The organism is Streptomyces sp. NPDC052496 (assembly GCF_040679095.1).
Taxonomy (GTDB): Bacteria; Actinomycetota; Actinomycetes; order Streptomycetales; family Streptomycetaceae; genus Streptomyces.
Genome location: NZ_JBFAUH010000015.1, coordinates 12,546 through 25,796, shown reverse-complemented (window position 1 = coordinate 25,796; position 13,251 = coordinate 12,546). Strand labels below are relative to the sequence as shown.

Genomic DNA, 13,251 nt, shown 5'->3' with positions numbered 1-13,251 from the left:
GGCGGAAGCCCCGTACGCCCGCGGGCCGGGGGCGGGCCGAGGAACAGTCCCGGCCCCCGCCCCCGGCCCGTACCCCTCAGCCCACCGAAGAGTACGCGACCACGCCCCGCAGCACCGCGTCCACGGCCTTGCGGGCGTTGCGTGACACGTCCGCGGGCGCGGCCGCGGCGATCTGGCCGAGGATGTCGATCAGCTGCTTGCACCAGCGCACGAAGTCGCCGGCGGGCATCTCCGCCTCGCGCAGCACCTCGTCCAGGCCGAACCCGGAGGCCCAGCGGTACGCGGCCCAGGCGAAGCCGAGGTCCGGCTCGCGCTGGCCGACGCCCTCGGCCTGGCGGATCTTGTGGTCCTCCTCCAGGGCGTCCAGCCGGCCCCAGATCCGCACCATCTCGCCGAGCGCGTCCCGCGCCTTGCCCGACGGGAGCTTCGGCGCCACCGCGTCGTCCGCCTGGCGGGCCTCGTAGACCAGGGCCGAGGCGCAGGCGGCCAGTTCGGCGGGGCCGAGGCCGTTCCAGACGCCGGCGCGCAGGCATTCGCTGGCCAGCAGGTCCAGTTCGCCGTAGAGGCGCGCCAGCCGCCGGCCCTCGTCCGTGACCGTGTCACCTTCCAGGTAGTCAAGTTCGGTCAGCAGGCCGCAGATCCGGTCGAAGGTGCGCGCGATGGTGTTCGTACGGCCCTCGATACGGCGCTCCAGCTGCCGGGTGTCCCGCAGCAGCCGGTGGTACCGCTCGGCCCACCGCGCGTGGTCCTCGCGCTCGTCGCAGCCGTGGCAGGGGTGCGCCCGCAGCTCCGTACGCAGCCGCGCGATCTCCCGGTCGTCGGCCGCCGCCGACCGCTGCTTGCGGTGCCGCTCCGGCGCGATGTGCCCGGCCTTGGTGCGCAGCGCGGACGCCAGGTCGCGGCGCGACTGCGGGCTGCGCGCGTTGAAGGACTTCGGGATGCGCATCCGGTCCAGCGGCGCCACCGGCACCGGGAAGTCCATCGACGCCAGCCGCTTGACCTGCCGCTCGGCGGTCAGCACCAGCGGCCGGGGGCCGTCGTGCGCGTCGTAGCCGCGGTGGCCGTTCGTCCGCCCCGACGGCATGCCCGGGTCCAGCACCAGCGCCAGCCCCGCGTACTTGCCCGTCGGCACGTGGATCACGTCGCCCGGCTTGAGCTTCTCCAGCGCCGCGGCGGCCGCGGCCCGGCGCTGCGCCGCGCCCTGCTTGGCCAGCTCCGTCTCCCGGTCCTTCAGCTCCCGGCGCAGCCGGCTGTACTCCTCGAAGTCGCCGAGGTGGCAGGTCATGGACTCCTTGTAGCCGTCCAGGCCCTCCTCGTTCTTCTGCACCTGCCGCGAGATCCCGACGACCGACTTGTCCGCCTGGAACTGCGCGAACGACATCTCCAGCAGCTCCCGCGACCGGTGCCGCCCGAACTGCGAGACCAGGTTGACCGCCATGTTGTACGACGGCTTGAAGGACGAGCGCAGCGGATACGTCCGCGTACCGGCCAGGCCGGCGAGCGCGCCCGGGTCCATGCCGCGCTGCCACAGCACCACCGCGTGGCCCTCGACGTCGATACCGCGGCGCCCGGCACGGCCGGTGAGCTGGGTGTACTCACCGGGGGTGATGTCGGCGTGCTGCTCACCGTTCCACTTGACCAGCTTCTCCAGCACGACGGAACGGGCGGGCATGTTGATGCCCAGCGCCAGCGTCTCCGTCGCGAAGACCGCCTTGACCAGCCCCTTCAGGAACAGCTCCTCGACGACCTCCTTGAACGTCGGCAGCATGCCGGCGTGGTGCGCGGCGATCCCCCGCTCCAGGCCCTCCAGCCACTCGTAGTACCCCAGCACATGGAGGTCCTCGTCCGGGATGCCGGCCGTCCGCTCCTCCACGATGGCACGGACCTTCGCCCGCCCCTCCTGGTCGTTGAGCCGCAGTCCCGAATACAGGCACTGCTGGACGGCGGACTCGCACCCGGCCCGGCTGAAGATGAACGTGATCGCCGGCAGCAGGCCTTCCTGGTCCAGCCGGTCGATCACCTCGGCACGGCCCGGCGTCCAGATCCGGCTGCGCTGCCGGCGCTCGCGCTCACGGTCCGCCTCGCGCAGGTTGCGGCCGCGGCGCTTGTCCCGGCCGAACGTCGGACGGCTGTTCTCCATCCGCGCCAGCCGCTCCAGGTCCGGGTTGACCTCCCGGCGCCCGGCCTTGCCCGCGCTCTTGCCCGCCCGCTCCTCGAAGAGGTCGTACATCCGGCGCCCGGCGAGCACGTGCTGCCACAGCGGCACCGGGCGGTGCTCGGAGACGATCACTTCGGTGTCGCCGCGCACCGTGTCCAGCCAGGCGCCGAACTCCTCCGCGTTGGAGACCGTCGCGGACAGGGACACCAGCGTCACGGACTCGGGAAGATGGATGATCACCTCTTCCCAGACGGCGCCCCGGAAGCGGTCGGACAGGTAGTGCACCTCGTCCATGACCACATACCCGAGCCCGGACAGCGACTGCGAGCCCGCGTACAGCATGTTCCGCAGCACCTCGGTGGTCATCACGACCACCGGCGCCTCGGAGTTGACACTGTTGTCACCCGTCAGCAGGCCGACCCGGTCCGCGCCGTAGCGCCGCACCAGGTCCTGGTACTTCTGGTTCGACAGCGCCTTGATCGGCGTGGTGTAGAAGCATTTACGGCCCTGCTCCAGGGCCAGGTGGACGGCGAACTCGCCCACGATCGTCTTGCCGGATCCGGTCGGGGCCGCGACCAGCACGCCCTTTCCGGCCTCCAGGGCCTGGCACGCCTCGATCTGGAACGCGTCCAGCGCGAAGTCGTACATCTCACGGAAAGGGGCGAGTGCGGTGGCCTGCTCCGCCGCCCGCAACTTGGCGGCGGCGTAGCGCTCAGCAGGGGACATGTCCTCGGTCATCGTGCTTACGAGCCTACCGGCCACCTGTGACAACGAGCCGATCATTATGGACGGGCTTTACCGGGGGGCTCTGGCCGATCAGCCCTCACGTCGGCGCGAAAATGACACACCGGGACCTTCGGACCTGAAAACCGAACGACCTCCCTGTTAATCTCGCGGTGATCATCACGCGGCCCTGGCGTCACCTCCCGGCTTGCACCGTTGACCAGGTGTGCCGGTCGCCGGCCGCGCAGTCGAGCGGGGCGATCCGTGCCCCGACGGAGGGGAACAATGAAGAAGATCAAGGCAGCGACGACCGCTGCGACGCTCGCCGTCGTCGCCGTGGGGATGCCGATGGCCGTGGCAGCGCCGGCCTCGGCCGCGAGCTCGGCCGTCGCCAAGTGCGTCACCGCGACGTGGTACCCGAGCAAGAACGCGGTGAACATCTACAACGGCTGCGCGAACACGATCAAGGTGCAGGTGGACGAGCGCTGGTGGTGGGACAGCGACTGCATCACCATCAAGCCGAAGAAGAGCCACTACTACAAGGGCACCGGCACGCTGCGGAGCATCAAATACTGCTGATGCGACGGCTGCCTGACGCCCGCTGACCACAGCAGGCGACAGAAGAGGGGCGGGGAGCCCAGCCGGCTCCCCGCCCCTCTTCCTTGCCCTCTCGGGCGTCAGGTCGCGTCGTCGTACCCGTTGCGCCGCTGCGACCGGTCGCCCGGCGTGTCGGCGCCCGCCTGCTCCGGCAGGAACCGGTGGCCGGTGACGGGCTCCGCCTCGCCGATGTCCTCGGGCGTCAGGTCCAGCTCGGACGCCTCGTCGTCGGCGGGGCCGTCCGCGAGCCGGCGCTGCCTGCGGGAGTCGTTCGCCATGGCGATCGCGACCGCCGCGAAGTACAGGAGGCAGATCGGCGCGGCCAGCGCGATCATCGTCAGCGGGTCGGTGCTGGGGGTGGCGATGGCGGAGAAGACGGTGATGCCCATCACCATGCCGCGCCACCAGCCGCGCATCCGGGCACCGGTCAGGACGCCGCCGAAGTTGAGCATGACCAGCACCAGCGGCAGCTCGAAGGACAGCCCGAAGATCACGAACATCCGGGTGACCAGGTCGAGCAGCTTGTCCAGCGTCAGCAGGTTGTCCACACCGATCGGGGTGAACTCCAGCAGCACCTTGGCGGTGGTCGGCAGCACCGCGTACGCGAAGTACGCGCCCACGACGAAGAGCGGGAAGCCGGTGGCGACGAAGCTGAGCGAGTACTTCTTCTCGTGGCGGTGCAGGCCGGGCGCGAGGAAGGCCCACAGCTGGTACAGCCAGACCGGGCTGGACAGGATCACGCCACTCATCAGCGAGACCTTCAGGGCCAGCGCAAACGGCCCGAGCAGGTCCAGCATGACGATACGGGCACAGGTGCCCTTCTGCTGCTTGGCGAGGTCGGTGAACAGCGCATCACAGCCCACGGCCTGCAGGATGGGCTTGGTGATGAAGTTGATGATCTCGCCGTAGAAGAACGCACAGACGATCGTGGCGATCAAGACGGCCAGGACCGACTTGGCGAGCCGGTTGCGCAGCTCACGCAGATGTTCCACGAGCGGCATACGCCCCTCGGGGTCCTTCTCTTTGCGGTTCTTCTGAAGGGCAGACTTGAGCACCCCACGTCCTCATCTCGTACGAGAGGCAGTGGTGGCCGACACCCCTGCCCCGTCCGGGCCCTCGGTCAGCGCTTGGTGGTCGTGTCGGACGGCTGGGCGACCGGCCGTCCGCTGTTGACGTCACCGGGAGCGGCCTGGATCGTCCGGGGGGCTTCCTGCTGCCCGTTCGGGTTCGGCGGGTCGGACGGCGCCGACTGCGAGTCCGTGCTCTCCGACTTCATCGCCTTGGCCTCGCTCTTGAGGATGCGCGCGGACTTGCCGAGCGAACGGGCCATCTCGGGGAGCTTCTTCGCGCCGAACAGCAGGAGCACCACGACGAGGATGAGGAGGATCTCGGGAACACCGATCTTTCCGAACATTACTGGGTACCTTCTCACCGAGGCGGCTGGGGGTTGGGGCTGCTCGACAGATCGGACATATGTCCGTCTGCCGCGCCAGCAGCGATCGTAACGCGCGGCGGCGAACGCTGGACAATCTCCGCGCATACTCCCGGTTGCGAGCCGGTGCCTCGCTCTTCGGCCCGCCTCAGCAGCGTACCGGTCGCGCGTGCGACTGAGCAGAGCGCGTCATCCCTTTGCTCTCCCGCCCCGGGCGGCCAGCGGCGTCGCCGCGCGCTCCAGGTCCTGGGCGGCCCGCTGGATGCTTTCGGAGGTCTCTCCGACCTGGCGGGCCAGCCGCCGCACCTCCACGAAGACGCGGACGGCGAGGACGCCGAGCACGGCGAGGCCGAGGAAGCCGAGGGCGACAGCGATCATGGGCCAGAGCATGGGACGAGCCTATCGGGGCGGGTGCGGCGAGTGGCGTACGGAGCGGGGCGGGCGGCGGCGCGGTTGCCCGCCGGGACACGGACGAGCGCAGGTTTTCAGCCGGAGTGCAACCGCAACGTCCGCACCCCGCCCCCCGTCAGCAGCTCGATGATCCGTTCCCCCGCCGGCTTGCGGACGGCGTTGCCGCAGTCCGGGCAGGTGAAGGAGTAGAAGGTGGTGCGGCTGCTGGCGCCGATGGCCAGGCGCAGGGCGTCCGAGGCCAGCTCGAAGCGGCCGCGGCAGTCGGGGCAGGCCGCCTTGAAGAGCACCGGGCCGGTGAGGGTCGTCGTCATCGTGCCGCCGCCCTGCCGTGCGCTACTCGCCGTACGCGGCGAGCGCCTGCTGGGACGCCTGCCGCGCGCTGTCGGCCAGTGCCTGCGGGGAGACGATCCGGCCGTCCCGGCCCAGACGCAGCGCGAGCCGCCGCAGCGAGGCGGGCTCGGGGGTGCGCAGGGTGATGCGCAGGCCGCCGTCCGGCAGCTCCTCGGCGCTGTCGTGCGGGTAGTACTCGGCCACCCAGCGCCCGCCGGGCGCCACCTCGATGACGACTTCGGGATCTTCGGCCGCGGGCTGCACCAGCCCTTCGGACAGGTCGCGCAGCTCGACGGGCGGCGGGTCGGAGGGGGCGTCCAGGAGCTTGATCTCGGCCACCCGGTCGAGCCGGAAGGTACGCCGGGCCTCCGAGAGGCGGCACCACGCCTCGACGTAGGTGTGGCCGACCGCGAACAGCCGGATCGGGTCGACCTCGCGCTCGGTCAGCTCGTCGCGCGCGGGTGAGTAGTAGCGCAGCCACAGCCGGCGGCGCTCGGCGATGGCCCGGTCGACGTCGGCGAAGACGCCGCCCTCGGACTCGAAGGTGACCGAGACCCGGGAGCTGGCGCCGGCCGCCTCGCCCGCCGCGGCCTCCAGCTTGGCGGTGGCGCGCAGCAGCGCCTGCCGGTCGCCCTCGCGCAGGCCGGGCAGGGTGGCCACGGCGCGCGCCGCCACCAGCAGGGCGGTGGCCTCGTCGGCGGCCAGGCGCAGTGGTTCGGCGACGTCGTCGGGGTTGTGCCACCAGATGCGGTCGCCGTCGGTGTCGATGTCGAGCAGGTCGCCGCCGCGGAAGCTCGTACCGCACATCGGCAGGACGTCGAGGTCGGCGATCAGCTCGTCCTCGGAGATGCCGAAGGCGCGGGCGACGTCGGAGACGCGGGCGCCGGGGCGTTCGCGCAGGTAGGTCACCAGCGACAGCATCCGCCGGGTCTGGTCGATGGCGTTGGTAGCCATGGAGTGTGCGTCCCGTCCCTCTCAGCCCTTGGCCACGGCGCGCAGCCGGTCCACGACGTCGGCCCGCAGTTCGGCGGGTTCCAGTACGACCATGTCGGGGCCGAACTCGACCAGCCAGGCGTCGAGTCCGTGTCCGTACGGGATCTCCAGCTCGTCCCAGCCGTCGCCCAGCTCACGGACGCTCAGCGCGCGGGCGCGCAGCGGGTAGCCGTGGTCGGTGCGCAGTCTGATGCGGGCGGTGCCGGTGGCGGTCTCGCCCGCCCAGCTCTCGACGGTCTCGCGGACCGTGACGTGGTCGGGCACCTCGGCGGTGAACTTGCCCTGCCGGGAGCGGACCTTGCCGGTGATGCGGGAGAGCCGGAAGACGCGTTCGGCCTGGCGCTCGCGGTCCCAGCCGGCGAGGTACCAGTGGCCGCGCCAGCACTCCAGTATCCAGGGTTCGACCTGCCGCTGTTCGGGGCGGGCCGCGGTGGACTTGCGGTAGTCGAAGACGACGGGCCGGCGGTCGCGGCAGGCGAGCATCAGCGGCTCGAAGGCGGCTTCATGGGCGGGGATGCGGGGTTCGAGGGCACTGTGGGGCTGCTGTGCCTCGAAGGCGTCGTCGTCCTGGAAGGGGACGCCGGCCGCGCGCAGCTTCTGGAGCGCGCCGCTGGCGGCGCCGGCCAGCCGGGCCTGCTGCCAGATCTTGGCGGCGAGTCCGAGGGCGGCGGCCTCGGCCGCGTCCAGGGTGATCGGGGGCAGGCGGTTGCTGTCCCGGCGCGCGAGGTAGCCGGTCTCACCGTCGAGCCCTTCGACGGTCTCGATGACCAGACCCAGTTCGCGCAGGTCGTCCTTGTCGCGCTCGAACATCCGGTTGAAGGAGTCGTCGCTGCCCGTACCGGCGTCCCCGGTGCCGAACGTCTCCACGTACGCCTCGATGGAGGACCGCAGTTCACGTTTGGTCAGCGGGCGACGGGTACCCAGAAGGCACAGCGCCAGATTCATCAGCCGCTCGGCCTTGGCAATGGCCATCGACGCCCTTTCTTGTCGGACTCCCGACCGATGACCGTACCGCTCCGGGGACCTGCGGCAAAGCCGAGGGTCCTGCCGGGGACGGGCGAGGGCCCGTGCCGGGTGGCACGGGCCCTCGGTGCGCGCCGGCCGCCGCTGTGCCGCGGCCGGCTGCCGCCGTCCTCAGACGGACATCAGGTCACAGACGAAGATCAGCGTCTCGCCCGGGGCGATCCGGCCGCCGCCGGCGCCCGCGTCGCCGTAGGCCAGGTGCGGGGGGATGGTCAGCCGGCGGCGGCCGCCGACCTTCATGCCCTGCACGCCCTGGTCCCAGCCGGAGATGACCTGGCCGGCACCGAGCTGGAACTCCAGCGGCCTGCCGCGGTTCCAGCTGGCGTCGAACTCCTCGCCGGAGCTGTAGGAAACTCCGACATAGTGGACCTTGACGAAGTCCCCCGCCTTGGCGGCCGGCCCGTCGCCCTCCCACAGGTCCACGATCTCCAGGTCGGTGGGGACCGGGCCCTCAGGGAAGTCGATCTCGGGCTTGTCGATGTTCACGAAAGTGCTCCTACGAAAGAATCTGCACAGCTACCTGTCCAGTCTGGCAGATCATGGTCAGACGGTGCCGACGATGTCGACGGAGAACACGAGGGTGTTCTTCGCCAGCTCGCTCTGCGGGTTCGCACCGTAGCCCAGCTTCGGCGGGATCACGATCTCCACCCGGTCACCGACGTTCTTGCCGACCAGCGCCTGGTCCCAGCCCTTGACGACGGCGCCGGTGCCGATCTGGAAGGCGGTCGCCCCGCCGTGGTCCCAGGAGGAGTCGAACTTCTTGCCGTCCTCCCACTTCACACCCGTGTACTGCGCGATCAGCCCGTCCCCGGCCTTGACCTTCGGGCCCTTGCCCTTGACGAGGACCTGCTCCTTGAGGTCGGTGGGGGCCTTCTCCCCCTTGGGGATGGTGATCGTCGCGGCCTTCTCGCCCTCGGCCTTCACCTCGGGCATGCCCTCCTCGGGCGCCGCCTGCTCGCCCTCGGCCTTGCCCTTCTTGTCGGCCTTGCCCGCGCCGGCCACGTCCACGACCCACACCAGGCCGTCCTCCGGCTTGATGCCGGACTGCGGGTTCAGGTTGTCGCCGACCAGCGCCTTGGCCGTGCCCTCGATCTCGAAGCGGCTGCCGACCTTCTGGCCCGCGACCGCCTCCATCACCTTCTGCGGCAGCTGCTGCTGGGTCGGCTGGTCACTGATCTCGCCGACGATCTGCGTCCGCGGCGCCTTGGCGTCCGCGCCGGGCTGCTTGGTCCAGGTGCTGCCGAGGTTCTGGCCGGTCTTCATGGTCTGCGCCGCGAAGTCCAGGCGTACGTAGTCGCCCTTCTTGACCGTCGCGCCCTTGCCCTCGGTCAGCGTCTTGGTGACCACCTCGTCGGGCGCCTTGGCGTCCTTCGGTACGGTGATCTTGGGCTGCTCCCCGGGCTTCCCCTCCACCTTGGCGACCGCGGCGGCCGACGAGCCCTTGCCGTCATCGGACCCACAGGCGGCGGTGAACAGCAGGAGGGGCACGGTCAGCGCCGCGGCGGCGGCGCGGCGGGTGTTCTTCGTGAGGTTCATGAAGTCCAACTCGGGGTCGTGGGGTGGGTGGGCAATGTCCGCCACTCTACGACCTGAACCTGGGTCCATTTCCAGAAGCAACACAACGGTGCGACAGCGCGCTGCGCCGGGAGCGGGGGCGCTCCCGGCGCAGCCACGTCCGGCGGTCACCGTATCCGGTGACGCACCGGAAACGGTGACGAACCGGTCTCACATTCCGGCGATCAGTTTCTCCACCCGGTCGTCCACGGACCGGAACGGGTCCTTGCACAGCACGGTGCGCTGCGCCTGGTCGTTGAGCTTCAGGTGCACCCAGTCGACGGTGAAATCGCGGCGCTGTTCCTGCGCTCGGCGGATGAAGTCACCGCGCAGCCGGGCCCGGGTGGTCTGCGGCGGCACCGACTTGCCCTCGAAGATCTTCAAGTCGTTGCAGATACGGGCCGCCTGGCCCTTCCGCTCCAGGAGGTAGTAAAGGCCCCGGCGACGGTGGATGTCGTGATACGCGAGGTCTATCTGCGCGACCCGGGGATGCGACATGGTGATGTTGTTCTTGGCGCGGTAGCGCTCGATGAGCTTGTACTTCATCACCCAGTCGATCTCGGTGTCGATCCGGTCGAGATCCTGCTCGCGTACGGCTTCGAGCGTACGGCCCCACAATTCCAGGACCCGCTCGACCATGCCCGTGCGGATACCGCGCCGTTCGCAGAAGTCCACCGCCTTTTCGTAGTACTCCTGCTGGACCTCCAGGGCCGACGCCTCCCGGCCGCTGGCCAGGCGCACCTTGCGCTGACCGGTTATGTCGTGACTGACCTCGCGGATGGCCCGGATCGGGTTCTCCAGCGTCAGGTCGCGCATGACCGTGCCCGCCTCGATCATGCGCAGCACGAGGTCGGTGGCGCCGACCTTCAGCAGCATGGTCGTCTCGGACATGTTGGAGTCGCCGACGATGACGTGCAGCCGGCGGTAGCGCTCCGCGTCGGCGTGCGGTTCGTCGCGGGTGTTGATGATCGGACGGGAGCGGGTGGTCGCCGAGGAGACGCCCTCCCAGATGTGTTCGGCGCGCTGGCTCACGCAGTAGACGGCCCCGCGCGGTGTCTGCAGGACCTTGCCCGCGCCGCACAGCAGCTGACGGGTCACCAGGAACGGGATGAGGATGTCCGCGAGCCGGGAGAACTCCCCGTGCCGGGCCACGAGATAGTTTTCGTGGCAACCATAGGAGTTTCCGGCGGAATCGGTGTTGTTCTTGAAGAGATAGACGTCGCCCGCGATTCCCTCCTCGTGCAGGCGGCGCTCGGCGTCGACCAGCAGACCTTCGAGAATGCGCTCGCCGGCCTTGTCGTGGGTGACCAGTTCGGTCACGTTGTCGCACTCGGGGGTTGCGTATTCCGGGTGCGATCCCACGTCCAGGTACAGGCGGGCGCCGTTCCGCAGGAAGACATTGCTGCTGCGGCCCCATGACACGACACGGCGGAAGAGGTACCGCGCCACCTCGTCAGGAGACAGTCGGCGCTGTCCCCTGAACGTGCACGTGACGCCGTACTCGTTCTCCAGCCCGAAAATGCGGCGGTCCATGACTGAACATTACGCCTGATGCCCTGCTCTGAAACCGGGTTGGGCGGCCTCGTTCCGATCATTTTCCGCCGTGACCTGCGCAGCACCGCTCACGACACCCCTTCCACCAGGGGAAAGAAAGCGTTTTGTCGACACAAGTACGAGCAGGGCGGCCACGCCGCCCGCCCCCGCCACACCGAACCCGGCGGCCGGACCACCGCTCTCCACCGCGGGCCCGACCACCGTCATCCCCAGCGCGGACCCGACCCCGAACGCCGTCACCAGCCAGGAGAACGCCTCGGTGACCGTCCCCCTGGGCGCGTGCCCGTCCACCACCACGAACGCGCACGCCAGCGCGGGCGCCAGGAACACCCCGGCCACGCCCGTCAGCAGCGTCATCCCCGCCACGCCCGGCGTCAGCGCCAGCGGCAGGTACCCCAGCGCGAGCAGCGCCACCAGCAGCCGCAGCCGGTTCTCCGGGTGCCCCGGCCACTGCCGCGCGCCGTACACCACCCCGCCCAGCAGGGCGCCGACCCCGAGCGCGGACAGCAGGTAGCTGGAGACCATCCCGCCGCCGTGCTCGTCGGCGTACGCGACCGCCGCCACCGCGATCGACCCCAGCGCCAGCCCGACGAAGAAGAACGAGGCGATCAGCACCAGCATCCCGGACGACCGCAGGGCACCGAGCCAGTGCGCCTCGCGCGGCGCGCTGCGCCACTGCCGCGAGGGCGGGGAGACGACCACGGAGAGCGCGCCGAGCACCCCGATCACGTTGATCACCAGCAGCGCCCACCGCTCCGACCAGAGCGCCACGCACGTCGTCACCAGCAACGGGCCCACGGCGAACAGCACTTCCTGCGCCACCGCGTCCAGCGCGTACGCGGCGTGCACCCGGTCCGCGCGCTTGAGCACGCCCGGCCACAGCGCCCGCAGCCCGCCCTCCAGCGGCGGCGTGAAGAACCCGGCGATCACCATGGCCGCGTACGCCACGGGCAGCGGATCGAGGCCGAAGACCGCCAGCAGGGCCATGCCCAGCGCGGAGACCACCGCCGAGGGCAGCATCACGCGCGGCTGCCCGTACACGTCCACCGCCCGCCCCAGGAGCGGCTGGCCGACCGCGTTGGCCACCCCGTACACGGCGGAGAGGGCGCCCGCGAGGACGTAGCTGCCGCCCTCGGCGCGGGTGAAGAGCACGACGGCGAGTGGTCCGGTCGCGTTCGGCAGCCGGCCCACCAGCGTCCCGGCCAGCAGCCGGGCCGCGTGGCGGGTGCCGAGCAGTTGCGCGTATCCAGCGCCCATGCCTGCCCCTTTCCCTCCGGCGCTCCGCCGGGGGTTAGTTTTACGTATAACGTTCGGCGTCATACGTATCATGTCCTCCATTCACCGGTCCACACCGCGACGTCCGACGAGGAGCCCGAACTTCGGTGACCGCCCACGAGCACCCCACCCCCGCCCGCCCCGGCGCCGGCGGTCCCCGCGTCACCAGCCGGGACGTCGCCCGCGCCGCCGGGGTCTCGCAGGCCGCCGTCTCCCTCGTCCTCAGCGACAAGTGGCGCGGCCGGGTCTCACCGCACAAGGCCGAATCCGTCCGCGCCGCCGCGCGTGACCTGGGCTACCGCCCCAACCTCGCCGCCCGCAGCCTGCGCCTGGGCCGCACCCGCACCGCGCTGCTCGTGGTGCCCGCCCTGACCACCGAGTACTTCGCCCGCGTCTACACCGGGGCGGCCCGCGTCGCCGCCGACCACGACTTCGGCGTCGTCCTGTACCCCTCCCCCGAGGGCATCGGCCCGGCGCGCGACCCCTTCGCCTCGGCGCGCGCCTCACTGGACGGCGTGATCGCCGCCGCCATGGCCACCGACGCGCTGGCCGCCCTGCACGGCGAGGAACTGCCGCTGGTCATGCTCGACAGCGACCCGGACGACCCCGGCGCCACCGCGACCGTCAACCTCGACATCGCCGACGGCGTCCGGCGCCTGACGGCGCACCTGCTCGGGCTCGGCCACCGCCGCATCACCCACCTCGCCGCCGACGTCGACTCCTGGACCTTCCGCGTACGGTCCGCGGCGCTCGCCGAGACGCTGCGGGGCGTCGCGGACGCGCAGGTGCGTACGGAGCCCGCCGCGCTCAGCGTCGACGGCGGCCTGCACGCCGCCCACGCCGCGCTGACCGGGCCGGGCCCGCGCCCGACCGCCCTGCTGTGCGACGACGACCTCGTGGCGGCCGGTGCCTGCAAGGCGGCCCGTCGGCTGGGCCTGCGGGTGCCCGAGGACCTCTCCGTGACCGGCCTCGACGACCTGGCACTGGCCACGGCCGTGGAGCCGGAACTGACCACCGTGCGGCTGCCCGCCGAGGAGGTCGGGGCCGCGGGCATGCACGCCCTGATGGCCGCGCTGGAGGGCCGTCCGCCCGCGCCGGTCAGCCTGCCGGTGGAGCTGGTCGTACGGGGCTCCACGGCGCCGGTGCCGCCGGCCGGCCGGGCGTGACCGTAGGCGCCCCGGCCCCACGACGCGGCGCGCCC

General features: G+C 71.1%; 13 protein-coding genes. 2 read left to right on the top strand and 11 right to left on the bottom strand.

Translation table 11 applies throughout. The annotated features are described in order from the left end of the window. Positions 1-76: 76 nt before the first annotated feature. On the bottom strand, positions 77-2,896 hold the full coding sequence (locus AB0L45_RS20685) for a DEAD/DEAH box helicase (RefSeq protein ID WP_365841894.1): 2,820 nt from the start codon (positions 2,894-2,896) through the stop codon (positions 77-79). A gap of 270 nt (positions 2,897-3,166) precedes the next feature. Here AB0L45_RS20685 and AB0L45_RS20680 point away from each other — a divergent pair, with 270 nt between their 5' ends. Beyond that, positions 3,167-3,460, top strand: a complete 294-nt coding sequence (locus AB0L45_RS20680; protein ID WP_365841892.1) for a hypothetical protein — start codon at positions 3,167-3,169, stop codon at positions 3,458-3,460. Between the two features lie 98 nt (positions 3,461-3,558). On the opposite strand, the gene tatC is transcribed toward AB0L45_RS20680, so the two are convergent. From tatC to AB0L45_RS20630, 10 genes are all read right to left on the bottom strand, one after another. Continuing rightward, positions 3,559-4,533, bottom strand: coding sequence for a twin-arginine translocase subunit TatC (gene tatC, locus AB0L45_RS20675; protein ID WP_365841890.1), 975 nt, complete (start codon positions 4,531-4,533; stop codon positions 3,559-3,561). A gap of 65 nt (positions 4,534-4,598) precedes the next feature. Beyond that, complete coding sequence (gene tatA / locus AB0L45_RS20670) at positions 4,599-4,892, bottom strand: Sec-independent protein translocase subunit TatA (protein ID WP_365841887.1); 294 nt, start codon at positions 4,890-4,892, stop codon at positions 4,599-4,601. 207 nt (positions 4,893-5,099) lie between these two features. Then, positions 5,100-5,300 (bottom strand): hypothetical protein, encoded by a 201-nt coding sequence (locus AB0L45_RS20665; protein ID WP_365841885.1) that lies wholly within the window; start codon positions 5,298-5,300, stop codon positions 5,100-5,102. 95 nt (positions 5,301-5,395) lie between these two features. Further along, positions 5,396-5,632, bottom strand: coding sequence for a hypothetical protein (locus AB0L45_RS20660; RefSeq protein ID WP_365841883.1), 237 nt, complete (start codon positions 5,630-5,632; stop codon positions 5,396-5,398). A 22-nt stretch (positions 5,633-5,654) separates the two neighbouring features. Then, positions 5,655-6,605: a WYL domain-containing protein gene (locus AB0L45_RS20655; protein ID WP_365841881.1), complete on the bottom strand. Its 951-nt coding sequence runs from the start codon at positions 6,603-6,605 to the stop codon at positions 5,655-5,657. Positions 6,606-6,626: 21 nt separating this feature from the next. Continuing rightward, positions 6,627-7,616, bottom strand: coding sequence for a WYL domain-containing protein (locus tag AB0L45_RS20650; RefSeq protein ID WP_365841879.1), 990 nt, complete (start codon positions 7,614-7,616; stop codon positions 6,627-6,629). Between the two features lie 162 nt (positions 7,617-7,778). After that, entirely contained in the window at positions 7,779-8,153 is a 375-nt protein-coding gene (locus tag AB0L45_RS20645; RefSeq protein WP_365841877.1) for an FKBP-type peptidyl-prolyl cis-trans isomerase, read from the bottom strand. Between the two features lie 57 nt (positions 8,154-8,210). Beyond that, positions 8,211-9,203, bottom strand: a complete 993-nt coding sequence (locus AB0L45_RS20640) for an FKBP-type peptidyl-prolyl cis-trans isomerase (RefSeq protein WP_365841875.1) — start codon at positions 9,201-9,203, stop codon at positions 8,211-8,213. A gap of 189 nt (positions 9,204-9,392) precedes the next feature. Beyond that, positions 9,393-10,754: a Pup--protein ligase gene (gene pafA, locus AB0L45_RS20635; RefSeq protein ID WP_030376106.1), complete on the bottom strand. Its 1,362-nt coding sequence runs from the start codon at positions 10,752-10,754 to the stop codon at positions 9,393-9,395. A gap of 9 nt (positions 10,755-10,763) precedes the next feature. After that, positions 10,764-12,032, bottom strand: a complete 1,269-nt coding sequence (locus AB0L45_RS20630) for an MFS transporter (protein WP_365841873.1) — start codon at positions 12,030-12,032, stop codon at positions 10,764-10,766. Between the two features lie 125 nt (positions 12,033-12,157). On the opposite strand from AB0L45_RS20630, the gene AB0L45_RS20625 reads away from it, so the two are divergent. Next, positions 12,158-13,216 carry a LacI family DNA-binding transcriptional regulator gene (locus tag AB0L45_RS20625; RefSeq protein WP_365841871.1) on the top strand — a complete coding sequence of 353 codons (1,059 nt, stop codon included), beginning with the start codon at positions 12,158-12,160 and terminating at the stop codon, positions 13,214-13,216. The last annotated feature ends 35 nt before the right edge of the window (positions 13,217-13,251 follow it).